We start from the raw sequence: 23,652 nt of genomic DNA on the forward strand, positions 1-23,652 counted from the left end.
GTTGAGACAGAAAGTTGTAATTTCAAAGGCTACAATTGACCGCCTGCCATTGTATTTTAGAACGTTAAGGGTAACGAAAGAAGAAGGACGAGAAATTATTTCTTCTGAGGAGCTCGGAAGACGATTAGGAATTACGCCGGAACAGATACGGAAAGATTTGGCTTCTTTTGGACAGTTCGGAAAAAAAGGTGTGGGATATTATGTGCATGAATTAATGCGCAATATTGGTGAAATACTAGGATTAGATAACAATTGGAATATTGCTGTCGTTGGTATTGGACATCTAGGTGCAGCATTAGCTAATTATCAAAATTTTATTACTTTGGGATTTAACCTAATGGCGTTGTTTGATGCAGATGAAGATGTTGTAGGAACAATTGTAAATAAGGTAAAAGTCGATCATATCAACGATGTCAACCAAGTAGTAAAAGAACGCAATATTCATATTGGGGTAATTGCTGTTCCAGCACCATTTGCACAAGAGGTAGCAGATAAGCTAGTGACTGCTGGCGTGACTGGGATATGGAATTTTGCACCGAGAAAAATTGTTGTTCCAGAACATATTTGTATAGTGAATGAAGATTTATCTGTGGGTCTTAGTAATCTCTCTTATCATATAACAAGAAAATTACTGTAAATGAAGGATTTTTGATAAATTTTTTGCAGGATTTTGTAGGATGATAGAGAAATAATATTATTACAGTTAGTTTGAACAAAATTTCACAAGATAATCGGGAATTTAAGAGAAATACCGTCAAGAATAAGCTATATCTATCTTGACGGTATTGTTGCTTAGTGGTATGCTTGTGTTTGGAATTATAACTAACTGATATTGCTGGATTAGTATTTTTTATGCTAGTGGTAGCAAAATCTCATATGCGTACGATTTAAAGAGGTGAATCTATAGCTTTATTTCTTAAAATGTAGCAGGAGAATCAGATTTTTATAAGTAATGAAATGGCCAATTTTTTTTGTTGACCTACCAAGGAGGAAATTTTTCGATGATTGATATTCGCGATCGCGTGCGTAACCAAGCACTTCAAGCAAAGATCGTTAGTGCAGAAGAAGCGGCAGCTTTTATTAAGCCTGACATGAACATTGGTGTTAGTGGTTTTACGCCTGCAGGATATCCAAAAGCAGTTCCTTTAGCTTTAGCTAAAAGAATGGAAACAGAACCTTTTAGTGTTAACTTATGGACAGGTGCATCCGTTGGGAAAGAATTAGACGGTGCATTGGCAAAAGTCGGCGGTATTAAAAGACGTATGCCTTATCAATCCAACAAGGATTTACGTGCTGGTATTAACGGCGGCAAAATTGAATATTGTGATCTTCACTTGAGTGAATCAGCACAGTTTGCTCGTTATGGTTTTATGGGTGGTAAAATTGACGTAGCTATCGTTGAAGTTTGTGCAATTACCGAAGAAGGACATCTTATTCCTACCACTTCAATGGGGAATACTGCTTCTTATGTTCAAAGTGCTGATGTAGTTATTGTTGAAGTAAATACAACTCAACCATTAGAATTGGAAGGTATGCATGATGTATATGTTCCACTTGATCCACCACATCGTTTACCAATTCCAGTTGTAAAAGTAAACGACCGCATTGGTACTACATATATTCCGTGTGGTGTGGATAAAATAAAATACATTGTTCCTTGTGACATTCCAGATGACGTTCGTCCATTTGCGCCATTAGATGAAAATTCACATAGAATGTCTGAACATATTTTAAAATTCTTCAAAGACGAAATTAAAGCTGGTCGTATGCCGAAAAACTTATTACCTCTTCAATCTGGTGTAGGTAATGTGGCCAATGCGGTAATCAGTGGTTTTGTTGATTCTGATTTTACTGATCTTGAAGTTTATACAGAAGTAATCCAAGATGGTATGTTTGACTTAGCGGATGCGGGGAAATTAAAATTTGCTTCCGGTACATCTTTCTCTCCATCTCCAGACGGATTGAGACGCTTCTATGAAAATATAAAAGACTATCGTCAAAAAATGATGCTTAGACCACAAGAAATTGCTAATAGTCCAGAAGTGGCTCGTCGCATTGGAATCATTGCGATGAATACGGCAATTGAATTTGATATATATGGTAACGTAAATTCTACACATATCATGGGTTCTAAAATGATGAATGGTATTGGTGGTTCCGGAGATTTTGCACGTAATGCTTACTTGACTTGCTTCTTTAGCACATCAACAGCAAAAGACGGTGCTATTTCTGCAATCGTTCCTATGTGCTCTCATGTTGATCATACTGAACATGATACAGATATTTTCGTTACTGAAATCGGTCTTGCTGACGTTCGTGGATTAAGTCCTAGAGAACGTGCACGCAAAATTATCAACAATTGTGCTCATCCTGACTACCGTCCAATGTTGCTTGATTATTTAGAGAGAGCTGAAAAAGCCACAAAACAAGCACATACGCCACATATTATCAATGAAGCGTTATCTTGGCACAGTAGATTTATGGAAACAGGTACAATGAAGAAATAAAGCAAGGAGGAATTATTAATAATGAGCAATGAAAATTTAAAAGCTAAACTGGCTGAATATGATGCCAAAGTAGAAAAAGCGACTGCAAAATTCCCAGAACGTGCAAACTTACCGGAGCAACGTTTATACACTCCACTTGATGTAGAAGGTACTGACTATACAAGTGAAATCGGGTTCCCTGGATCCTATCCTTTCACACGTGGTGTACAACCTACAATGTATCGTGGCCGTTTCTGGACAATGCGTATGTATGCTGGTTTCTCAACTGCTGAAGAATCCAACAAACGTTACCGTTACTTAATCGAATCAGGTGCTACAGGACTTTCTTGTGCATTTGACTTACCAACACAAATTGGTTATGATTCCGATGATGAAATCTCTACAGGTGAAGTTGGTAAAGTAGGGGTTGCGATCGACTCCTTAGCTGATATGGAAATCCTTTTCGATCAAATCGACTTAGGAAAAGTTTCCACTTCTATGACAATCAATGCACCAGCTTCAGTATTACTTGCAATGTATATTGCGGTAGCTGAAAAACAAGGTGTATCTGCTGATAAATTAAAAGGTACAATCCAAAATGATATTCTTAAAGAATATGCAGCACGTGGAACTTATATTTTCCCACCAAAACCTTCCATGCGTTTAATTACAAATATTTTTGAATACTGCTCTAAAAATGTTCCTAACTGGAATACAATTTCTATTTCCGGTTACCACATTCGTGAAGCTGGTTCAACTGCATCTCAAGAAATCGCATTTACAATTGCTGATGGTATTGCATATGCAGAAGCTGCAATCAAAGCTGGCTTAGACGTTGATGCATTTGCAGGTCGTTTATCCTTCTTCTGGAATGCACATAACAATGTATTAGAAGAAGTTGCAAAATTCCGTGCTTCCCGTCGCGTATGGGCAAAAGTGATGAAAGAACGTTTTGGTGCGAAAAATCCAAAATCTTGGATGCTTCGTGTGCATACACAAACAGCTGGTTCTATGTTAACTGCACAACAACCAAACAATAATATCGTTCGTGTTGCTCTTCAAACAGCTGCTGCTGTTATGGGTGGTACGCAATCTCTTCATACAAATTCCCGTGATGAAGCATTAGCTCTTCCTACAGAAGATTCCGTAATGGTTGCACTTCGTACACAACAAATCGTTGCTTATGAAAGTGGTCTTGCTGACGTTATCGATCCATTAGCAGGTTCTTACTATGTAGAAGCTTTAACCAACAAAATTGAAAAAGAAGCTTGGGAATACATCAACAAAATCGATGAAATTGGTGGCGCTGTTGAAGCAATTGAAAAAGGTTATATCCAAAAAGAAATTCAAGACAGTGCTTACAAATGGCAAATGGATGTTGAATCCGGTGCAAAAGTTATCGTTGGTGTTAATAAATTCCAAGTGGAAGAAAAACCAGTTGAAGGCTTACTTCGCGTAGATGCTTCTGTTGGTGAAAAGCAAAAAGCTAAATTAACAAAAATGAAAGCTGAACGTGATAATGCGGCAGTACAAGCTGCTCTTGCTGATCTTGAAAAAGCTTGTCAAGATGAACATGAAAATCTTATGCCATATATCTTAGCAGCTGTTAAAACATATGCTACACTTGGTGAAATTTGTGGAGTTATGCGTAAAGTATTCGGTGAATATGAAGCGCATGTAAACCTATAATAGCGAGAGTTGGAGGGATAAATACAATGGAAAAACGTATTAGAGTATTAGTAGCAAAACCAGGTCTTGACGGCCATGACCGTGGAGCTAAAGTTGTAGCCCGCGCTCTTCGCGACGCTGGTTTCGAAGTAGTATATACAGGTCTTCGTCAAACACCTGAACAAATAGCAGAAGCAGCACTTCAAGAGGACGTAAATGTAGTTGCAATGAGCATTCTTTCAGGAGCTCATCCTCATTTATTCCCTAAAGTTGTTAATTTAGTAAAAGAAAAAGGCATGGAAGACGTACTAGTTATCGGTGGTGGCGTTATTCCTGATGCTGATATTCCAGCACTTAAAGAAGCTGGAGTTGCTGAAGTATTCACTCCAGGAACTCCAACAAGTGCAATTGTTGACTTTATCAAAGCTAATGTAAAATAAATTGCAGTGGATGATGTGCCTCATTTTATATGAGGCACATATACCATAAGGTGGTGCGATTCAATGGATATAGCTAAGGAAGTAATCAAGGGTTCTCGGCTCGCGTTATCACGAGCAATTACTGCAGTGGAAAATGAATACGACAATGCAGTAAGTATTATGCAGGAGTTATATCCGCATACAGGCAGAGCTTTAGTCATTGGTATTACAGGTCCGCCAGGTGCCGGCAAAAGTACATTGACTGATAAACTTGCAAAAGCATGTCGTCGTCAAGGAAAAACTGTCGGGATTATCGCTGTAGATCCAACCAGTCCGTTTTCGGGTGGCGCGATTTTAGGCGATCGTATCCGTATGAATGAATTAACTTTAGATCAAGGTGTGTTTATTCGTAGTATGGGTACACGTGGAAGCCTTGGTGGCTTATCACGCAAAACTGCTGATGCAGTAAAAATTATGGATGCTTCGGGAAAAGATGTAATCTTTATTGAAACTGTTGGTGTTGGACAGTCTGAAGTAGATATTGTAAGTGCAGCTGATACAACGTTAGTTGTTTTAGTACCGGGTTTAGGCGACGATATTCAAGCCATTAAAGCTGGTATTTTAGAGATTGGTGATGTATTTGCAATTAATAAAGCAGACCGTGAAGGTGCAGATCGTTTAAACATTGAAATCAACATGATGCTTGACTTAGATTCGGATAAAAAACCAGATTGGCGTCCGCCAATAAAACAAACCGTAGCTAGCCAAGATAAAGGAATTGAGGAACTTTTAGCAACGATTTATGAGCATTTTGAACATCTAAAATCAACGGGGAAACTAACCGAGCGTCGTAGAGAACGTACGAAAAATGAGCTTTTATCAATGTTAAAAGCGGATATAGGTCGTTATGTATTACACAAAATTGCTGAAAATGGTCAATTTGATCAATTAATCGGTGAGGTAGAAAGTCGAAAAAATGACCCTTACACTATTGTAGCAAATTTATTAAAAGATATGTTAAAATAGAACTAGGAACATGACTTTTGTCGTGTAATATGTAGATGAAGGAGGATATATATATGTTTGAAGTTAACAGAGTTGATCATATTGGTATTGCAGTAACTAATTTAGAAGAAGCAAAAAAATTCTATACTGAAATGCTTGGCATGAAAGCCACTGGTGAAGAAGTAGTTGAAGAACAAAAAGTAAAAGTTTGCTTTATCCCTACTGGTGATAGCGAATTAGAACTTTTAGAATCAACTTCCCCAGATGGTCCTATTGCAAAATACATTGAAAAAAATGGTGGCAGAAACGGTATTCAACACGTTGCTTTACGTGTTGATAATATCGAACAAGCGATTGCCGATTTAATGGCAAAAGGTGTTCGCATGATTGATGAAAAACCTCGTTATGGTGCTGGCGGATCTAGCATTGCGTTTGTTCATCCAAAAGCTACTGGCGGCGTTTTAGTAGAATTATGCCAACGCAAATAGTTTACAAACAGCAGATTTTGTAGGAGGTACAAAATGTCTACAGTTCAAGAAAAAATTGAGCTTATGAAAGCTAAACAAGAAAAGATTAAACTTGGTGGCGGCGAAGCTCGTATTGCAAAACAACATGAAAAAGGTAAATTGACAGCACGTGAACGTATTGAATTATTTTTTGATGAAGGTACTTTCGTTGAATTAGATCAATTCGTTACACATCGTTGCACAAACTTTGGCATGGAGAAAAAATCTCTTCCTGGTGAAGGTGTTGTTACAGGTTACGGTACAGTAAATGGCCGTCTTGTATATGCATTTGCACAGGATTTCACTGTTGAGGGTGGATCTCTTGGTGAAATGCATGCAGCAAAAATTTGTAAAGTGTTAGACTTGTCACTTAAAATGGGTGCTCCAGTTATTGGTATCAATGATTCCGGCGGAGCCCGTATTCAAGAAGCCGTTGATGCATTAGGCGGTTACGGTAAAATCTTCTTGAAAAATACATTAGCTTCTGGTGTTGTTCCACAAATTTCTGTAATTATGGGACCTTGCGCTGGTGGTGCAGTATATTCTCCAGCTTTAACTGATTTTATCTACATGGTTAAAAATACAAGTCAAATGTTTATCACTGGTCCAGCAGTTATTAAATCTGTTACGGCAGAAGAAGTTACAGCTGAACAACTTGGTGGTGCAATGACTCATAACTCTACTTCTGGTGTAGCTCATTTTGCTGCTGAAAATGAAGAAGACTGTATCGAACAAATTCGTTACTTATTAAGCTTCTTACCAAGCAATAACCTTGAAGATGCTCCAATTGTAGAAACAAATGACGATCCATCCCGCATGGATGAAAGCTTAAATACATTGCTTCCTGATAACCCTAACATGCCTTATGACATGAAAGATGTTATTACTTCACTTGTTGATAATGGTGAGTTCTACGAAGTACATGAACATTATGCGAAAAACATCATTACATGTTTTGCTCGTTTTGGTGGTAAATCCGTTGGTATTATCGCTAACCAACCAGCTGTAATGGCAGGTTGCTTAGACGTTAATGCTTCCGATAAATCAGCACGTTTTATTCGTTTCTGTGATGCGTTTAATATTCCTATCGTAAATCTTGTTGACGTACCAGGCTTCTTGCCAGGGACAGACCAAGAATACGGCGGTATTATTCGTCACGGTGCAAAAATGCTTTATGCTTATTCCGAAGCTACCGTACCAAAAATTACAGTAATTACTCGTAAAGCGTATGGCGGTTCTTATTTAGCAATGTGTTCACAAGATTTAGGTGCTGACCAAGTATTTGCTTGGCCTACTGCTGAAATTGCGGTTATGGGACCTGCTGGTGCTGCAAACATTATTTTCCGTAAAGATCCTGATGTTGCAGCAAAAACTGCTGAATACATTGAAGAATTTGCAACTCCTTATAAAGCTGCTGAACGCGGTTTTGTTGATATGGTTATTGAGCCTATGGAGACTAGACCTCGTATTATCACTGCTTTAAATATGTTGGCTAGTAAACGTGAAGCACGTCCTGCTAAAAAACATGGTAACATTCCACTATAAGGAGAAGTTGACTAATGAAAATTGATGCTAAAAATATTAGTCCTGAAGTTGTCGCTGCTATTTCCGCAGCGGTAAATATGATGGTTGGTAATAAAGTTGTCGCTATTAGCATAAAACGTAGCGATGCTTGGGTTATGGCTGGCCGTCAAAAATTAATGAACTAAGTGTCATTAATGAAAGTTTCTCGTACTGGAGGAATATCAATGCGTAATTTTAAAGTTAGAGTTGAAGGTACAGAGTTTGAACTTGAGGTGGAAGAGGAAAAATCCGTTCCGTTAGTGATTCTTCATGGAGATCATCATGCTTGGGTTGAAGCCGGACACAAAAATTTAATGAATTCGCATTAAAATTAAGATTTTATCGTTGTGGAGGAATAAAAAAGTGAAAAAGTTTAATATTAAAGTTAATGGTAACGCATACGAAGTTGAAATCGAAGAAGTAAAAGCTGCTCCAGCTGTGAAAGTTGCTGCAAAACCTGCTGCTGCACCTGCAAAACCTGCTGCAAAACCTGCTGCTGCACCTGCACCTGCTGTTGTTGGTGCTGGCGATACAGCTATCAATGCACCAATGCCTGGTAAAATTGTAAAATTAGTGGCTGAAGCTGGTAAAGCTGTAAAAAAAGGCGATGTAGTTTTAATTCTTGAAGCTATGAAAATGCAAAATGAAATCTCCGCTCCAGTTGATGGTACTTTAAAATCTATTAATGTAGCTGCTGGTCAATCTGTAAAACCAGGTGAAGTTTTAGCTGTTATCGGTTAATTCGCTTGAATTTGAAAGAAGCCTGCACATGTGTTGTGTAGGCTTCTTTAATAGAATAAGAAAAATTTTTGGAGGAGCCTGTTCATTACAGGCTCCTTTTTAGTATTTTGATAGTAAATTTTTAGAAGTTTTGTATATAATAAAGAGTAGATGCAGATTAGGGGGCGTATAAATCATTTTCATTAATGTAGGCAGGGAAATGATTTATTCTTGTCGGAAAAGTTTCATTTTATTGTATCTTTTTCTACTTATATTCTCTATTGAAATATTTCTGTGTATTTAGAGATAAATTAAAATATATGTATATAACCACGTAGTTAATCCTGTTTAAGAATGGAGAAAATTCTGATGAGGAGTTTTGAGTTAGTATAGCTAAAGTGATTATTTTAAATTATAAAATGAAATTTATTAATGAATGAATTGTGATTTTGAAGAAAGAGGTGTATTTTTTGAGCGAAAAAAGAAAAAATTCAACTAAGTTTAAAAATGTGAAACGGGTGCTGGTATATCCACTTAAAAAGTTTGTACAAACGAATTCTCTAAGTGGAAACTTACTACTATTAGCGTTAGTTATGGGGTTAGTGTGGGCTAACTCTGACTATCAACATCAATATCATATATTATGGCATGAAACATACGCAGGAATAACCCTAGGAGAATATTCTTTAAATATGAATCTTCATCATTGGATAAATGATGGATTGATGACAATATTCTTTTTCTTAGTAGGTCTTGAAATTAAACGTGAGTTATTAGTTGGAGAATTGTCTGTAGCACGTAAGGCACTTTTTCCAGTAGCTGCTGCTTTTGGTGGCATGATGGCCCCAGCAATTGTATTTTTACTTTTTCAAAGTGCTGGTTCCGAAACCATCCGTGGTTGGGCGATTCCTACCGCTACGGATATTGCGTTTGCAATAGGAATATTATCTTTATTAGGGAATAGAGTTCCTATTGCATTAAAAGTTTTTTTGACTGCCTTGGCAATTGTTGATGATATAGGTGCTATTTTACTTATTGGAATATTTTATTCAGCTGCTCCAAGCTGGGGGTATTTATCACTTGCGATAATTATAGTAGCTATTATGTTTTGTTTAAACCGTGCAGGTGTTAGAAATTTACTTTTTTATCAAATTTTATCGGTTATATTATGGTTTGTCGTTCTGTCTTCTGGTGTACATGCAACTTTAGCCGGTGTCGTGGCGGCATTTACGATACCAGTACAAGGAAAAATTTCAAAAAAATCGGCAGCGAAAAAGAGTTCGAAGTTAGCTGACCAATTAAACGATTTAAGTACTTCCTCAAAAGAGGTTCTGGGTGATGCTATGTATCATTCAGTTTTATCTCAAATGTCAAACTTATACAAACAGGCGGGGACACCTTTGCAAAGAATGGAGCACAGGATTCATTCTTTAGTTTCCTATTTTATTTTACCTTTATTTGCTTTAGCTAATAGTGGTATCACGATAGATCCAAAAATGATAGGTGGCGTGTTGGATGCTTTATCTTTAGGAATTATTTTTGGACTGTGTATCGGAAAGCCAATAGGTATTGTGACTATATGTTGGGTATTAGAAAAGTTGAATTTTGCTGAGAGACCAGATAATATATCTTGGCAGCAATTATGGGCAAGCGGATGCTTTGCTGGAATAGGTTTTACAATGTCTATTTTTATAGCTGGACTAGCTTTTGACAACGCTTTTTTCTTAAATCAATCTAAATTATCAATTATAATTGCATCGTTCTTTTCGACAATTTTAGGAACAGTTTTATTATTGAGTTCAAAAGATAAAGTGGAGAGTTGATAAGGAAAACAAAAGATAGATTTAGAAAAATTAAAATAAATTGATGAATGATAAAAACGATTTAAAACAATCGATGGATAAGAGAATCACTCCTGCTATTATGTTAATTCTATACATAATAGCAGGAGTGATTCTTTTATTTTTATATATTTCTGGTACTTGTCGACAATGGATTCAGATGAAGTCTAATAAATATAAACTGGTCACTATAATTTAAATGGAGGCAAAGATGAAAAATAATAAAAAAGAATTATTTTTCAAAACCATATCTAAGTTCTTTCTTTATTAATGCTCCTTAATGAGATTGTTCCTATTTTAAGTCCTGTTCTTGGTGGGCAATTGCTAAAAGTTACGGATTGGTCAGGAATATTTGTTGTTTTAAGTGCGATGAGTATATTCATTTTTATCCTTGTTTGGGTTGGAGTCAAAGCGTGTATAGGAATCACAACTACGACAAGCTTTTCTTTAGCTATACAAACACAACGAGATGCCGCAGGGAGCGCAGCTGGTTTACTTGGAGTTGTTGCATCTCCATTGATTGGGCTTGGTGGTGAAATGAATGCTATGCCGATGGGAATTATTCTGCTTGGTATAAATTTTATTGCATTAGATGAACAGATTAAACATTGGATAAAATAGTATTTTATTATAATGATGTGGAGAATTAGGAAAATGAAATAGATAAATGTCAGAGAAAGTTTTCCTCTGCATTTATCTATTTGCATTTTGTATTTTGTATACATTTTTTAAATTTATGACGAATTATTTATTTTAAGATATAATAAAAACATTACTATGCAACAGGGGGAAAGTAATGGAAAACACAACACTTTTAGCAGGAATTATATTTATCGTCATGTATATGTTTATTGTCTCAGAGAAAGTTCATCGTACTATTGTATCCATGCTTGGTGCGATATTGATGATTTTAACTGGTGTAATTTCGCAGGAAGCAGCTTTACATCATATTGATTTTAATACGCTTGGATTATTGATTGGTATGATGATTATCGTTGCGATTACTGGGCAGACAGGACTTTTTAATTATATCGCAATTTGGTCAGCGAAAAAGGCGGAAGCGAATCCAATGCGAATCCTAATTTACTTAGCAGTGATTACTGCACTTTTTTCCGCGTTTTTAGATAACGTAACAACCGTGTTACTTATGGTTCCCGTCACTATTGGAATTACGAATAAATTACATGTAAATCCCATTCCTTATTTAATTGTGCAAATTATTGCATCAAATATTGGCGGAACCGCTACTTTGATTGGGGATCCTCCTAATATTATGATTGGGAGTGCGGTAAAGGAATTAACCTTTATTTCATTTATTAATAACTTAGCATTGATATCAGCCATTAATTTAGGAGTTGTTTTGGTGATTTTAACTTTTTTGTATCGCAAACAATTGCGCACAACAGATGAATTAAAGGCTGATTTAATGTCATTGAATGAAAAAGCTGAATTAAAAAATAAGTTGTTATTAAAAAAATGCTTGTCGGTTTTATCACTGACAATTTTAGGATTCTTTTTCCATCAGTTGGTTCATGTAGAATCTTCAACAGTCGCTTTAACAGGGGCATTTTTACTTTTATTAATTGCAAGTCGTGATCATAGTTTTATTGAACATGCAATGGAAAAGGTAGAGTGGACGACAATATTTTTTTTCGTGGGTTTATTTGTTGCAGTTGGCGGATTGATTGAGGTTGGTATTATCAAACAAATTGCTGTATATGGCATAGAAATTACAGGGGGAGACGTAGCAAAGACGTCAATGTTGGTTTTATGGTTAAGTGCAATTGTATCGTCCTTTCTTGATAATATTCCATTTGTTGCAACAATGATTCCGTTAATTCAAGATATGGGGAATATGGGTGTAAGTAATTTGGAACCATTGTGGTGGAGTTTGGCTCTTGGTGCATGTCTTGGTGGTAACGGAACAATTGTTGGAGCAAGTGCGAATTTGATTGTTGCGGGAATGGCTGCAGAGGCGGGACATAATATTTCATTTATGCGATATTTGAAGATAGGATTTCCAATCATGACTTTAACGATTCTTTTATCGACTTTATATATTTATATGCGTTATTTAATATAATCCTAAAAAAGAGTGTGCAAATCAATTTTGCACACTCTTTTTTAGAATTATATTAGAAAATATTTAAAATTACGTAGAGAAGAGGCTATTTTTCCTATTTATTTATTTTTTTGGTGATGATATTATAAGAAAATAATTTATCTGATAACTAAGGCTAAGACTCCTGCCTTCGATAAGAGGGAGTTATGCCATGGGTACAGGCGATTGGTTAAATTATTAGATAAAGTAAAAATGAGTTTTTATTGGTTTCAAAGGGGAGGGGTTATTTTGTTTGCGAAAACATTAAAGGGAAAGTTAATATCAACTACATTGTTGTTATTTTTTATTGTATTGTTTATTAGTACTTTGATTATTGGAAATGTAGTAAAAGATCAAATGGAGTCTGTCTTGTTGGATAAATCTATGGAAACAGCACAAGAGATTGCTTCAAATCTTGATAATATGCTGTTGAACACTACTATTCAAAGTGATGAGTTACAAAAATTTCTTGATGAAAAGGTAAGACAAGAAAACATTGTATATGCGGCAATTATTGATAAAAATGCAAAAGCTATTGCGCATAGTGATCATCAAAAAATTGGTAAAGTTTATGATGATGAATATACAATAGATGGTGCAGTTAAAGGAAATACAAAAACAAGTAGATTTTACGCTGATGTTCAACAAGTTTGGACTTATGATATTATGGTACCAATTTATCAAAATGGAGTACAAATTGGTGCTTTAGATATTGGAATACCTGAAAGAGGCGTTAGTGAAATTATTAATGAAATTATTATGATTCAGAGTATCTTAATTATTGTCTCTTTCATTGTTATAACGATTTTATTATTTGCTATTTTTAATAAATTGTTTATTCCTTTAAATGAAATTGTATTAATTATTAATAAGATTGGAAAATTGAACCTTATAAAAGATGAAAAGATAGATACTTTTGCAAATCAAAATGATGAAATCGGCAGCATTGCAAAATCTTTAGAGAATATGCGTGTGAGTGTTGCAGAACTAGTGAAGGATATAATAGAAAACTCGAATAATCTTAGCAATTCAGTTGAAGATTTATCTAATACGGTATATGATGTGTCTGGAAAGGTAAATGTAATTACAACTTCAGTGCATGATATAGCAAATCAAATGCAGGAATCTAGTGCTGCTACAGAAGAAATTACAGCATCCATTGAAGAGGTTGAAGCTAATATTAGCATGCTTTCTAATAAAGCATCTGCCGGTAGTGATATGGCGGAAGAATGTAAGGAACGTGCAATTAAAGCACAGGAAAATAGTCAAATTGCTATTAATGAATCTCAAGATATTATTTCTAATAAGACTGAAAATATGGAAAAAGCAATTGAAGCAGGGAAAATTGTAGATAGTATAAAAGTAATGGCGGATACGATTGCAAGTATTGCCCAGCAAACGAATTTACTTGCACTAAATGCTGCAATTGAAGCTGCAAGAGCAGGCGAACAGGGAAGAGGCTTTGCAGTTGTTGCTGAAGAGGTACGGAAACTTGCAGAGCAATCGTCTAAATCGGTACTTAGTATTCAAGAAACGATTGAAAGAGTACAACATGCATTTAAAAGTAGTATTGATACAGGAAATGGAATATTAGAATTTCTGAATATTAATGTTCATAAGCAGTTTGATGCTTATGGCGAAACAGGTAAGCTTTATGCTGATGATGCTGAATTTGTAAGTAAAATGTCAGAAGAAATTGCTATGATGTCAGAAGATATTACGAATACTGTTAGCGAGGTTAGTAAGGCAATTCAAGTGATGACGGAAAATACACAAATTTCAAATAGTCATACGAAAACAATTAATGAAAATATGAATGAAACAACAGTTGCACTAGAGAAAGTATCTAATACGGCATCTAAACAATTAGATTTGGCTAAAAAGTTAAATGATATGGTAAGAAAATTTAAAGTATAAGCATATTATAATTGGCAAGTCACATTATAAAATTCTTTCAGTAAAATTTTATTCGATGATTAGGATTCAGATGGAGTAAAAACTTCATCTGAATCAAGTCTACTTTATTTTATAAAAGTGTTCCAAGGCTCGGATTATCATCGGATAAATTTTTATAATGTGACTTGTTTTTATTATCTATAAAATTTTTGTAAAAAGAAGCGGTTTCCAAACTTTTGCGACTTTTTTTAATTGGATAAAGATGATATAATGATACAAGTTATTGGAATCTAGAGGTGATTAAAAAAATAAAAGCTATTTTTCGCTTGAATAAAAGCGAGATTTTTTATTTAACAGAAATTTTTTAGTCGGAGTTTTATAGTCTAGTTTTAACTTTCCTTTGATTTTGTAATGTTAAATAGTAATTAGAAATAAAGTTTTGCAGTAAAACAAGCTGAATAGAGGAGGCTTTGAAAGTGAAGGGGAAATCTTACTTAGCGATGTTTCTTTTTATGGCAGTAGGTGCTGTATGTGGGGGATTATTTGGCGATTTCTTAATCACAATTCCACAACTTGCTGAGATGGTAACTCCATTGAGCAGGCAATATACAGTATTTGATTTTGCACCTGCTACGATGAACTTATATATAATTAAATTATCTTTAAGTTTTTGTTTCCAGCCTAGCTTTTTTAGTCTTATAGGTGCTGGATTGGGCATTTATTTATATAAAAGATTTTAATGAGAAAAAAGTAAAGTAGGAGGTTTCTAAATGATTTTGGCATCTTCATCACCACGCAGGCAAGAACTATTGCAGCAGATTGGTATTAAGTTTGAAGTTATACCTAGTGATTGCGAAGAAATTATGGATGCAGATATTTCCCCAGAGGACTTAGTTATGGGAAACGCATTGAAAAAAGCACGTGATGTAGCGTGTAAATCCTTTTATCGTGATGTTGTTCTAGGGGCAGATACTGTTGTGGCGATTGATAAAAAAATTTTTGGTAAGCCTGCCAGCGAGGAAGAAGCAAAAGAAATGTTATTAACTATCGCTGGACGTTCTCATGATGTTTATACTGGAATTTCTTTAGTTATAAATAACAAAGAGTATTGTGATTACTCCAAAACAACTGTAAAATTTACAAAGATGTCAGAGAAAGAGATTCTTGATTATATTGCAACTGGGGAACCTTTAGATAAAGCCGGTGCGTATGGAATTCAGGGAAAAGCTGCTCAGTATGTTGAAGAAATTCGAGGTTGTTATTTTAATATTGTTGGATTGCCGTTGGCTCTTTTGAAGAGAATGGTCAATGAGGCAGGGATAGAGCTAAAATGAAAGAACTTATGGTAAGAGACTTACCAGATATGGAACGACCTCGAGAAAAATTGTTATTAAAAGGGGCGCAGTCGCTTAGCGATGCTGAATTACTGGCTATTTTACTACGTACAGGGACAAAAGAAGATTCAGTTATTCGGGTTGCTGAAAAATTATTATCTGTTTATAAAAATGAATCATTAGGTGAGTTTGCAAATTTATCAGTCAATGATTTTTCTAAAATCAAAGGGATTGGTAAAGTAAAGGCAATCACTGTGCTCGCAGCTTTAGAACTTGGGAAGAGGTTAGCTGAAGCGCCATCGATAGAGCGCAAAAAGATTACGTCACCTCAAGATGTTGTTAATTATTTTATGCCGAGATTTCGTTATGAAAAGAAAGAACATTTTATTGTGGTTCTTTTAGATACGAAAAATCATATTTTAGCAACACCTGTTATTTCAGTAGGATGTTTAAACTCATCTATTGTACACCCTCGGGAAGTTTTTCGGGAGGCGATTGTTCATTTTGCAGCGGCGATGATTTTAGTACATAATCATCCAAGCGGTGATCCTACGCCGAGTAAAGAGGATATTCATGTTACTCATAAATTGATAGAAGCAGGCGGATTAATGGATATAAAGGTGATTGATCATATAATTATTGGAGATAACTGTTATATCAGCCTAAAAGAAGAGAGAGTTATAGATTGATACTAGGGTTAATTTTATTGGTTAAATAGTGAAGGGAGCTAATTTGATTATGTGGGATTTGTTTGGTAGTTTTTCAAAGGATATGGGTATCGATCTAGGTACAGCGAATACATTAGTTCATATTAAGGGAAAAGGAATTGTTCTTAGAGAACCATCCGTGGTGGCTATTCAACGTGATACAGGAGAGGTTTTAGCAGTAGGTGAAGAAGCAAAGCAAATGATTGGACGTACTCCTGGAAATATTATTGCAGTGAGACCGTTAAAAGATGGTGTTATTGCAGATTTTGATGTTACGCAAGCAATGCTAAAGTATTTCATTAATAAGTCTATGGATACTAGATCTTTGGTTCGGCCACGTGTTGTAGTAGGTGTTCCTTCTGGGGTGACAGAAGTGGAGAAACGTGCGGTTATTGATGCGACAATGCAAGCTGGAGCGCGTGAAGCTTACTTGATTGAGGAACCAATGGCAGCTGCAATTGGGGCAGGGCTTCCCGTACATGAACCTACTGGAAATATGGTTGTAGATATTGGTGGTGGAACTACGGAAATTGCAGTGATTTCTTTGGGCGGGATTGTAACAAGCCGCTCCATTCGCATTGGCGGTGATGAAATGGATGCGTCTATTGTCCGCTATATTAAGAAACAGTATAATTTAATGATTGGTGAAAGAACTGCGGAGGAAATTAAAATTAATGTTGGAACAGCGATTGTGCCAATGACGGAAGTTAATATGGATATTCGTGGTCGTGATTTGGTAAGCGGATTGCCAAAAACATTAAATATTAAATCTAGTGAAATTCAATTTGCTCTTAGTGAACCAGTACAAAAAATTATTGATGCGGTAAAAAGTACATTGGAAAAAACTCCTCCGGAACTTGCTGCTGATATTATGGATAGAGGCATTATGATGACAGGTGGCGGCGCTTTACTTCGTAAATTAGATCTTTTACTTAGTAAAGAGACAGGGATGCCTGTCCATGTATCAGAGGAAGCTTTATCTTGTGTTGGGGAAGGAACAGGCAGATCACTAGAAAGTATTGAGCTTTTAAAACGTATTGTGATGATGTCTAAAAAATTAAGATGAGTAGAGCAAGAAAAGATTCATATTCTAATAAAAAGATAATTGTTTTATTGACGGTTTTTGTTATTGTCTTTTTATTGATCTTTTCTTCTGCCACAGGAAAGTATCAATTTTTGGCGAGTGAAAAATTAGTAAATACAGTGCTTGCACCATTTCAAAATGTGATGATGCGCATTTCGACATCTCTACATGGAGCAGGTGCTTCGATATGGGAAATTGCTACTGTATATAAACAAAATAAAATGCTAATGTCAGAAAATGAACAGTTAAGGTCTAAGCAAATTGATGCGGATGAAATTTTGGCGGAAAATTATCGTTTACGCAATATGCTTGCTTATAAACAAGCAACACCACAATTTGATTTGTTACCAGCCAAAATAATTGCACGTGACTCCAGCACATGGACGAAGAGTGTAACAATTAACTGTGGGTCTGCAGATGGTATTGCAAAAGATATGACTGTTATTACAGAGCGTGGATTAGTTGGCAATATCGCAAGTGTGACGAGTAATTCTGCTATTGTACAGTTAATTTTGGATCCTCGCAGTGCTGTTGGAGGTCTGGTACAACGTCCGGAGTCAAGAGTTGCAGGAATTATTGAAGGTAATAATAATCAAGCCATGGCGAAAATGATAAATATTCCGCGTGATGCGGATATCCAACCTTCAGATGTGATTGTTACTTCCGGCTTTGGTGGAGTGTATCCTAAAGGGGTTTGTATTGGGACTGTAGAGCAAGTCATCAATGAAGAGGGTGGTCTGCTTAAATATGCTGTACTATCAACGGCTGTTGATTTTAATAAGTTAGAAGAGGTTTTTGTTATTACAAAAGCACGTGAAATTGTGCCGCTGCCTAGTACAGTTATGTTGACCAATCAACAACCTGTGGCTGGAGGGGCAAAATGAAACGATTTTTAACTTGGTCAGGAATTATAATAACAGCGTTAATTTTACAATCTACATTTTTTGCAGTTTTTGCTTATAATGGAATAAAGCCGGATTTGTTATTAATTATTGTTATTAGTTCTGCTTTGTTATATGGAAAAGATCATGGAGTTGTAACAGGTTTTTTTGCTGGGTTATTGCAAGATTTATCTACGGGAACTTTTTTTGGTGTGAATACATTTTCAAAGATGTTATTAGGATATGGTTTTGGCATAGCGGAAGAGCATGTTTTTAAAGAAAATGCGTTATTACCAGTGGTAGCAATTTTAATGGGTTCATTTGTAAACACTTTAATGACGATGATTTTTATGCTATTATTAGGTCATAAGGTTGAATTATCTAATGCTATAATTTCAGTTTTGTGTCCAGTTTTAATTTATAATTTGATAATGGCTTTTCCTATTTATAAATTAGTAAATAAAATTGGTACATGGTTAAAAGCATAATTTTTGTTATAAAGAATGCTGCAATTTTGCTAAATAAAGATAAAGACACCTTTTTAGGTGTCTTTTATTTGAATATAGGAGAGAAGAATTGTGATAGCAAGAAAATTTAAAGGCCGCATGGAAGGTTTAGCTGTTATTGTTTGTTTAGTTATATTTGCGTTGCTTTCCAGATTGGGGTATTTACAAATTGTTGAGGGTGAATACTATAGCAAGTTAGCTGACGGAAATCGAATTCGATTGATTCCTGCAATGGCTCCCAGAGGCTTATTTTATGACCGCAATGGAATTTTAATGGTATCAAATCGTCCAGGTTTTACAGTATCATTGTTACCATTGTCAGGACCGGTATCGGATGATGTGGTAAACAAACTATCTGTACTTTTGGGTGTTACGAAGGAATCCATTTATGCTAAAGTCAAGCAACATACAGCGTTTGATCCAATCCATATAAAAAGTGATGTTGGACCGGAAATTGTAACGGTAATTGAGGAGCAAAAGGATGAGTATCCGGGGGTTGTAATTGAGATACAGCCAATTAGAAATTATGTGAATAATGATTTTGCAGCACATATTTTTGGTTATGTAAGTGAAATTAATGATACGGAGCTTGAAAAAAAGAAAAGTGATGGTTATAAATCTGGAGATATTATAGGTAAATTTGGACTGGAAAGAGTATATGATAAGGAGCTTCGTGGTATTGATGGCGGTGGGCAGGTTGAAGTCGATGTAACGGGCAAACCTGTTCAAGTTTTAGGTAAAAAAGAGCCAGTTCCAGGCTGTGATTTAACATTGACAATTGATGAAAATATTCAAAAAGCAGCTGAAAAGGCGATTGATGAGCAACTTCTTTATTTGCAGACAAAAGGTGGACGACCAAATGCAAAAGCAGCAGCTGCTGTAGTTGTGAATCCACAAACTGGGGAAGTCTTAGCGATGGTTAGTCGCCCAGCTTTTAATCCAAATTTATTTGCTGGTGGAATTTCAACTAAGGATTGGAATTTAATTAATAATAACCCAAATCATCCACTGGATAATAAAGCAATAACAGGAGAATATCCACCAGGATCAACATTTAAAGTTGTAACTGGGGTAGCAGCTTTAGAAGAAAATAAGGTAACGCCAGAAGAAAAAATATTAGATACAGGAAAGCATTGGATTATTCCAAAGGTCAATGCTGAAGGTGAGGCTTTGGGCTGGATTAATTTCCAAGAAGCTTTGTCTAAATCAGATAATGTTTATTTTTATGAGATGGGAAATCGATTAGGAATTGATTTGATAGAAAAGTATGCGAGGATGTTTGGGCTTGGAGCTAAAACTGGCATTAATTTACCATATGAAAGTGAAGGGTTAGTTGCAAACCGCAAATATAAAGAAGAGGTTTTTGAAGATGATTGGTATCTATCGGAAACTTTTGATGCGGCAATTGGGCAAGGGTTTAATTTAGTTACACCATTACAAATTGCCATGCTTTATAGCGAGATTGCTAATGGGGGGATACGTTATAGACCATATTTAGTAAGCAAAATTACTGCGCCTGATGGAACGGTGATTAAACAATTTCAATCCGAAAAACTAGGGCAGTTAACTATTTCACAAAAAACGATGGATTTAATTCGTATTTCTTTACGTGATGTTGCACGCGAGGGCGGAACAGCAGGGCAAATATTTAAAGATTTTCCGGTTCCAATCGCAGGTAAAACGGGTACTGCCGAAAATCCACATGGCAGTGATCATGGTTGGTTTGTTGCCTATGGACCTTTTGATAATCCACAATATGTCGTTGCCGTAATTGTTGATCAAGGTGGATTTGGTTCAATGTCAGCCGTACCAATTGGTAAGAAAATATTAGAAGCGGCATTTCATATTGACAACAATCCAAAAGAAAATCCTGTAGTTATAGGCCAATAGTGACATTTTCCGTAATATAGGCAGGAGTATAGCGGAAAATAGCGAATAGGTATTAATTGACATAGTATGCAGGTGAAAATAGGAGTAATGATGAATAAAGACGTTGTATTTAAAGGAAGCCGAACAGGACTTCAATTAGTTTTGAATGAGAATGTAGATTTTTCTGATATTTTAATACAATTAAGAAATAAATTAGAGTCTGCAATTGGCTTTTTTGGAAAAGGCACTATAATTCATGTTAATTCCGATGTTTTTAATGAACAAGAACAAATAGAGGTAGAAAATTTATTGAGTCAATATGGAATGACTTTGGAAATTTTGTCACCTCAAATTGAAAATTACATCATCGAGCCGGAACAAAGTATGGCTGATCATGTTATGGTTATTGAACAAACCGTTCGTGGTGGACAAGAAATTATCTATGATGGATCTATTTTGGTAAAGGGAAATGTGAATCCTGGGGCGCAAGTAATTGCTGGAGGAAATATTGAAATCGAGGGTACTTGCCGTGGACTTGTTCACGCTGGGGCTTATGGTGACATGAATGCTATGATTACAGCGCGTCGTATGCGCGCTTTGCAAATTCGTATTGCAAGTTTAGCAGCTAGGGCACCGGATAATTTTGAGGAAGTCGATCATCCCGAATGTGCGCGGATTAAAAATGGAGAAATCGTTATTGAATCAGTAAAAGAGCAGGAGGATATCTATGAGTGAAGTTATCGTTATTACATCTGGAAAAGGCGGCGTAGGAAAGACTACGACTACAGCAAATCTAGGTGTTGGTTTTGCGCTAAGAGGTAAGAGAGTAGTGCTCATTGATACGGATACAGGTCTTCGAAATCTTGACTTGTTATTAGGCTTGGAAAATCGTATTATGTATGATTTGATTGATGTAACAGAAGGGCGAGTGCCATTTAAGAAAGCTTTAGTACGTCATAAAAAGCATGATAGTTTGTATTTGTTGCCTACATCCCAAACGAAGGATAAGGCTGCTGTGAATCCAGAGCAAATGACAGCATTGTGTAATGAGTTGGCAAAAGATTTTGATTACATATTAATTGATTGTCCTGCTGGTATTGAGCAAGGTTTTAAAACTGCAATTGCAGCTGCTGATCAAGCAATCGTTGTTACGATTCCTGAAATTTCTGCTGTTCGTGATGCTGATAAAATTATCGGTGAACTTGGAAGGGCGGAAAAAGGCGATATCAAACTTATCGTGAATCGGATTCGCCCGCAAATGGTGAAAAAAGGCGATATGCTTGCAATGGAAGATATAGATGAAATTTTATCTCTTGATTGTATTGGGCAAATTCCTGATGATGAGTTGGTGGTTACTTCAACAAACAGAGGAGAGCCAGTAATTACAAATCCTGTTTCAGTAGCAGGGCAGGCATACAAAGATATTGTTGGACGTCTTTGTGGAGAAAACATTCCATTTAGTCCGATTGTCGAAGAAGGTTTTTTCGCGAAGCTAAAAAAAGTATTTAAACTGTAGGGAGGAAAGGATATGTTAGGTGCTATAATGAAGATGTTGGGTAAAGATAGCAAATCGTCAAAGGATATTGCCCGAGAACGGTTACGCTTAGTTTTAGTACATGATAGAGCAAGTGTTACTCCACAGTTTATGGAAGTACTGAAAGATGATATGATTAAGGTTATTTCAAATTATATGGATATTAATGAAAAAGAGATGGAAGTAAATTTTACAAAAGACGAGTCATCTGTAGCACTTGTTGCAAATATTCCAGTAAATAGAATGAAACATCAATGTTATGACAAATAAATAAAATCAAAAGTTGAAATGACGGACGTTGTTTCAACTTTTTTTATGGAAATTTATTTTATGAGTTACTTTATCTTGTAGATGATTTTAGGAAATGATATGATATATCATAAATAGTGTGATTTTGTATAGGGAAGGTATGTAAAAGGTAAATGATTAGTCAAAGATTGCTTCGCAAATTGGATTTTACGTTAATTATTGTTACGTTACTTATTGTTGGGGTGAGCTTAATTACTATTGGTAGCGCGACACATATTAATACTCCGAGTGAAGATCGGTATTGGTATGTACAAAGGCAAGGCATTTTTGCCATGATGAACTGTTTATTTGTATTTTTTCTTTTGCATTTTGATTATAAAGAACTACAAAAGTATGGAAATCATTTGTATATTTTTAATTTAGTTATGTTATTGGCGGTTATGTTGATTGGACATTCTGCATTAGGTGCACAGCGTTGGATACAAATTGGTCCAATTAGTTTGCAACCGTCGGAGTTTTCAAAAATTATTATGATTGTTTCTTTAGCAGCAATGCTCGATCAGCGAATAGGAAAGTTAAATACTTTTAAAGATTTGTTGCCAGTAGCTGCGTATGTAGGCCTTCCGTTCTTACTTGTGTTAAAGCAGCCAGACTTAGGGACCTCATTGGTTTTCTTGGCAATTTTATTGGGAATGACATTTGTTGCGGGGATTAATCTTCGGCTATTGATGATTCTATTTGGAGCAGGTGTTGCTTTAATGCCGATTTTTTGGCACTTTTTAAAAGAGTATCAGAAAATGCGAATCATGGTATTTATGGATCCAAATGTAGATCCATTAGGGTCTGGCTATCATATTATCCAGTCGAAGATTGCAATCGGTTCTGGGATGCTATTTGGCAAAGGATTATTTGGTGGAACGCAAAGTCAATTGAATTTTTTACCGGAAAATCATACGGACTTTATTTTTGCTGTTATTGGTGAGGAGCTTGGATTTATTGGGGCAGGAATAGTGTTACTTTTATATCTAATTCTCTTATATCGAGGCGTTAAAATCGCAAATGAAGCCCGTGATAATTTTGGTTCGTTGCTGGCTGTTGGAATTACCTCGATGCTGACATTTCATTTGCTAATTAATGTCGGTATGACTGCTGGAATTATGCCGGTTACAGGTATACCATTGCCTTTAATGAGTTATGGTGTAAGTTCGCTTACCACAAATATGCTTGCGATAGGAATTTTATTGAATATTTATATGCGACGGCAAAAGATTATGTTTTAAAAG

Annotated in this window: 25 protein-coding genes; all 25 read left to right on the forward strand. The window is 35.7% G+C overall.

The genetic code is table 11. The features are described 5' to 3' along the window. The first annotated feature begins 1 nt into the window (after window position 1). The gene (locus tag P3F81_RS03455) at window positions 2-637 is read left to right on the forward strand and encodes a redox-sensing transcriptional repressor Rex (protein WP_147667699.1); all 636 of its coding nucleotides are present in this window, start codon (window positions 2-4) and stop codon (window positions 635-637) included. Between the two features lie 364 nt (window positions 638-1,001). Further along, window positions 1,002-2,507 carry a succinyl-CoA:acetate CoA-transferase ScpC gene (gene scpC, locus P3F81_RS03460; protein WP_147667700.1) on the forward strand — a complete coding sequence of 502 codons (1,506 nt, stop codon included), beginning with the start codon at window positions 1,002-1,004 and terminating at the stop codon, window positions 2,505-2,507. Between the two features lie 21 nt (window positions 2,508-2,528). Continuing rightward, complete coding sequence (locus P3F81_RS03465) at window positions 2,529-4,175, forward strand: acyl-CoA mutase large subunit family protein (protein WP_147667701.1); 1,647 nt, start codon at window positions 2,529-2,531, stop codon at window positions 4,173-4,175. A gap of 26 nt (window positions 4,176-4,201) precedes the next feature. Next, window positions 4,202-4,594 (forward strand): cobalamin B12-binding domain-containing protein, encoded by a 393-nt coding sequence (locus tag P3F81_RS03470; protein WP_147667702.1) that lies wholly within the window; start codon window positions 4,202-4,204, stop codon window positions 4,592-4,594. 63 nt (window positions 4,595-4,657) lie between these two features. After that, on the forward strand, window positions 4,658-5,599 hold the full coding sequence (gene meaB, locus P3F81_RS03475) for a methylmalonyl Co-A mutase-associated GTPase MeaB (RefSeq protein ID WP_147667703.1): 942 nt from the start codon (window positions 4,658-4,660) through the stop codon (window positions 5,597-5,599). A 53-nt stretch (window positions 5,600-5,652) separates the two neighbouring features. Beyond that, complete coding sequence (gene mce / locus P3F81_RS03480; protein WP_147667704.1) at window positions 5,653-6,066, forward strand: methylmalonyl-CoA epimerase; 414 nt, start codon at window positions 5,653-5,655, stop codon at window positions 6,064-6,066. 33 nt (window positions 6,067-6,099) lie between these two features. Next, a complete protein-coding gene (gene mmdA, locus P3F81_RS03485) occupies window positions 6,100-7,629 on the forward strand; it encodes a methylmalonyl-CoA decarboxylase subunit alpha (RefSeq protein WP_147667705.1) in 1,530 nt (509 codons plus the stop codon). Between the two features lie 14 nt (window positions 7,630-7,643). Next, window positions 7,644-7,793: a hypothetical protein gene (locus P3F81_RS03490; protein WP_177505192.1), complete on the forward strand. Its 150-nt coding sequence runs from the start codon at window positions 7,644-7,646 to the stop codon at window positions 7,791-7,793. 39 nt (window positions 7,794-7,832) lie between these two features. Further along, window positions 7,833-7,976 (forward strand): hypothetical protein, encoded by a 144-nt coding sequence (locus tag P3F81_RS03495; RefSeq protein ID WP_177505191.1) that lies wholly within the window; start codon window positions 7,833-7,835, stop codon window positions 7,974-7,976. 34 nt (window positions 7,977-8,010) lie between these two features. Continuing rightward, window positions 8,011-8,388 (forward strand): biotin/lipoyl-containing protein, encoded by a 378-nt coding sequence (locus P3F81_RS03500; RefSeq protein ID WP_147667706.1) that lies wholly within the window; start codon window positions 8,011-8,013, stop codon window positions 8,386-8,388. A gap of 449 nt (window positions 8,389-8,837) precedes the next feature. Further along, window positions 8,838-10,190: a Na+/H+ antiporter NhaA gene (gene nhaA, locus P3F81_RS03505; protein WP_309320627.1), complete on the forward strand. Its 1,353-nt coding sequence runs from the start codon at window positions 8,838-8,840 to the stop codon at window positions 10,188-10,190. A 339-nt stretch (window positions 10,191-10,529) separates the two neighbouring features. Beyond that, window positions 10,530-10,829: a hypothetical protein gene (locus tag P3F81_RS03510; RefSeq protein WP_147667708.1), complete on the forward strand. Its 300-nt coding sequence runs from the start codon at window positions 10,530-10,532 to the stop codon at window positions 10,827-10,829. A gap of 175 nt (window positions 10,830-11,004) precedes the next feature. Further along, on the forward strand, window positions 11,005-12,291 hold the full coding sequence (locus P3F81_RS03515; protein ID WP_147667709.1) for an ArsB/NhaD family transporter: 1,287 nt from the start codon (window positions 11,005-11,007) through the stop codon (window positions 12,289-12,291). A gap of 267 nt (window positions 12,292-12,558) precedes the next feature. Further along, window positions 12,559-14,226: a methyl-accepting chemotaxis protein gene (locus P3F81_RS03520; RefSeq protein ID WP_309320628.1), complete on the forward strand. Its 1,668-nt coding sequence runs from the start codon at window positions 12,559-12,561 to the stop codon at window positions 14,224-14,226. Between the two features lie 455 nt (window positions 14,227-14,681). Next, complete coding sequence (locus P3F81_RS03525) at window positions 14,682-14,945, forward strand: DUF4321 domain-containing protein (RefSeq protein ID WP_147667711.1); 264 nt, start codon at window positions 14,682-14,684, stop codon at window positions 14,943-14,945. Window positions 14,946-14,975: 30 nt separating this feature from the next. Then, window positions 14,976-15,539, forward strand: a complete 564-nt coding sequence (locus P3F81_RS03530) for a Maf family protein (RefSeq protein WP_147667712.1) — start codon at window positions 14,976-14,978, stop codon at window positions 15,537-15,539. Next, window positions 15,536-16,228 carry a RadC family protein gene (gene radC, locus P3F81_RS03535; RefSeq protein ID WP_309320629.1) on the forward strand — a complete coding sequence of 231 codons (693 nt, stop codon included), beginning with the start codon at window positions 15,536-15,538 and terminating at the stop codon, window positions 16,226-16,228. Before P3F81_RS03530 ends, radC begins: the two co-directional genes overlap by 4 nt. Before the next feature lie 49 nt (window positions 16,229-16,277). Further along, window positions 16,278-17,312 (forward strand): rod shape-determining protein, encoded by a 1,035-nt coding sequence (locus P3F81_RS03540; protein ID WP_147667713.1) that lies wholly within the window; start codon window positions 16,278-16,280, stop codon window positions 17,310-17,312. Beyond that, window positions 17,309-18,214 carry a rod shape-determining protein MreC gene (gene mreC, locus P3F81_RS03545; RefSeq protein ID WP_147667714.1) on the forward strand — a complete coding sequence of 302 codons (906 nt, stop codon included), beginning with the start codon at window positions 17,309-17,311 and terminating at the stop codon, window positions 18,212-18,214. The genes P3F81_RS03540 and mreC overlap by 4 nt, the downstream gene beginning before the upstream one ends. Then, window positions 18,211-18,699, forward strand: a complete 489-nt coding sequence (mreD, locus tag P3F81_RS03550; protein WP_147667715.1) for a rod shape-determining protein MreD — start codon at window positions 18,211-18,213, stop codon at window positions 18,697-18,699. The genes mreC and mreD overlap by 4 nt, the downstream gene beginning before the upstream one ends. Window positions 18,700-18,816: 117 nt before the next feature. Then, window positions 18,817-20,607: a penicillin-binding protein 2 gene (gene mrdA / locus P3F81_RS03555; RefSeq protein WP_434064767.1), complete on the forward strand. Its 1,791-nt coding sequence runs from the start codon at window positions 18,817-18,819 to the stop codon at window positions 20,605-20,607. A 90-nt stretch (window positions 20,608-20,697) separates the two neighbouring features. Further along, on the forward strand, window positions 20,698-21,321 hold the full coding sequence (minC, locus tag P3F81_RS03560; RefSeq protein ID WP_147667716.1) for a septum site-determining protein MinC: 624 nt from the start codon (window positions 20,698-20,700) through the stop codon (window positions 21,319-21,321). Then, the gene (gene minD, locus P3F81_RS03565; RefSeq protein ID WP_147667717.1) at window positions 21,314-22,102 is read left to right on the forward strand and encodes a septum site-determining protein MinD; all 789 of its coding nucleotides are present in this window, start codon (window positions 21,314-21,316) and stop codon (window positions 22,100-22,102) included. The genes minC and minD overlap by 8 nt, the downstream gene beginning before the upstream one ends. 12 nt (window positions 22,103-22,114) lie before the next feature. Continuing rightward, window positions 22,115-22,390 carry a cell division topological specificity factor MinE gene (minE, locus tag P3F81_RS03570; RefSeq protein WP_147667718.1) on the forward strand — a complete coding sequence of 92 codons (276 nt, stop codon included), beginning with the start codon at window positions 22,115-22,117 and terminating at the stop codon, window positions 22,388-22,390. A 152-nt stretch (window positions 22,391-22,542) separates the two neighbouring features. After that, window positions 22,543-23,649: a rod shape-determining protein RodA gene (gene rodA, locus P3F81_RS03575; protein WP_147667719.1), complete on the forward strand. Its 1,107-nt coding sequence runs from the start codon at window positions 22,543-22,545 to the stop codon at window positions 23,647-23,649. Window positions 23,650-23,652: the final 3 nt, after the last annotated feature.

The sequence above is a fragment of the Selenobaculum gibii genome, from assembly GCF_030273445.1.
Classification (GTDB): domain Bacteria; phylum Bacillota; class Negativicutes; order ICN-92133; family ICN-92133; genus Selenobaculum; species Selenobaculum gibii.

Excerpts from the sequence above, each read along its gene's own strand:
- scpC (WP_147667700.1), top strand. The coding sequence starts at position 1,002 with ATGATTGATATTCGCGATCGCGTGCGTAACCAAGCACTTCAAGCAAAG.
- P3F81_RS03465 (WP_147667701.1), top strand. The coding sequence starts at position 2,529 with ATGAGCAATGAAAATTTAAAAGCTAAACTGGCTGAATATGATGCCAAA.
- P3F81_RS03470 (WP_147667702.1), top strand. The coding sequence starts at position 4,202 with ATGGAAAAACGTATTAGAGTATTAGTAGCAAAACCAGGTCTTGACGGC.
- meaB (WP_147667703.1), top strand. The coding sequence starts at position 4,658 with ATGGATATAGCTAAGGAAGTAATCAAGGGTTCTCGGCTCGCGTTATCA.
- mce (WP_147667704.1), top strand. The coding sequence starts at position 5,653 with ATGTTTGAAGTTAACAGAGTTGATCATATTGGTATTGCAGTAACTAAT.
- mmdA (WP_147667705.1), top strand. The coding sequence starts at position 6,100 with ATGTCTACAGTTCAAGAAAAAATTGAGCTTATGAAAGCTAAACAAGAA.
- P3F81_RS03490 (WP_177505192.1), top strand. The coding sequence starts at position 7,644 with ATGAAAATTGATGCTAAAAATATTAGTCCTGAAGTTGTCGCTGCTATT.
- P3F81_RS03495 (WP_177505191.1), top strand. The coding sequence starts at position 7,833 with ATGCGTAATTTTAAAGTTAGAGTTGAAGGTACAGAGTTTGAACTTGAG.
- P3F81_RS03515 (WP_147667709.1), top strand. The coding sequence starts at position 11,005 with ATGGAAAACACAACACTTTTAGCAGGAATTATATTTATCGTCATGTAT.
- P3F81_RS03530 (WP_147667712.1), top strand. The coding sequence starts at position 14,976 with ATGATTTTGGCATCTTCATCACCACGCAGGCAAGAACTATTGCAGCAG.
- radC (WP_309320629.1), top strand. The coding sequence starts at position 15,536 with ATGAAAGAACTTATGGTAAGAGACTTACCAGATATGGAACGACCTCGA.
- P3F81_RS03540 (WP_147667713.1), top strand. The coding sequence starts at position 16,278 with ATGTGGGATTTGTTTGGTAGTTTTTCAAAGGATATGGGTATCGATCTA.
- mreC (WP_147667714.1), top strand. The coding sequence starts at position 17,309 with ATGAGTAGAGCAAGAAAAGATTCATATTCTAATAAAAAGATAATTGTT.
- mreD (WP_147667715.1), top strand. The coding sequence starts at position 18,211 with ATGAAACGATTTTTAACTTGGTCAGGAATTATAATAACAGCGTTAATT.
- mrdA (WP_434064767.1), top strand. The coding sequence starts at position 18,817 with ATGGAAGGTTTAGCTGTTATTGTTTGTTTAGTTATATTTGCGTTGCTT.
- minC (WP_147667716.1), top strand. The coding sequence starts at position 20,698 with ATGAATAAAGACGTTGTATTTAAAGGAAGCCGAACAGGACTTCAATTA.
- minD (WP_147667717.1), top strand. The coding sequence starts at position 21,314 with ATGAGTGAAGTTATCGTTATTACATCTGGAAAAGGCGGCGTAGGAAAG.
- minE (WP_147667718.1), top strand. The coding sequence starts at position 22,115 with ATGTTAGGTGCTATAATGAAGATGTTGGGTAAAGATAGCAAATCGTCA.
- rodA (WP_147667719.1), top strand. The coding sequence starts at position 22,543 with ATGATTAGTCAAAGATTGCTTCGCAAATTGGATTTTACGTTAATTATT.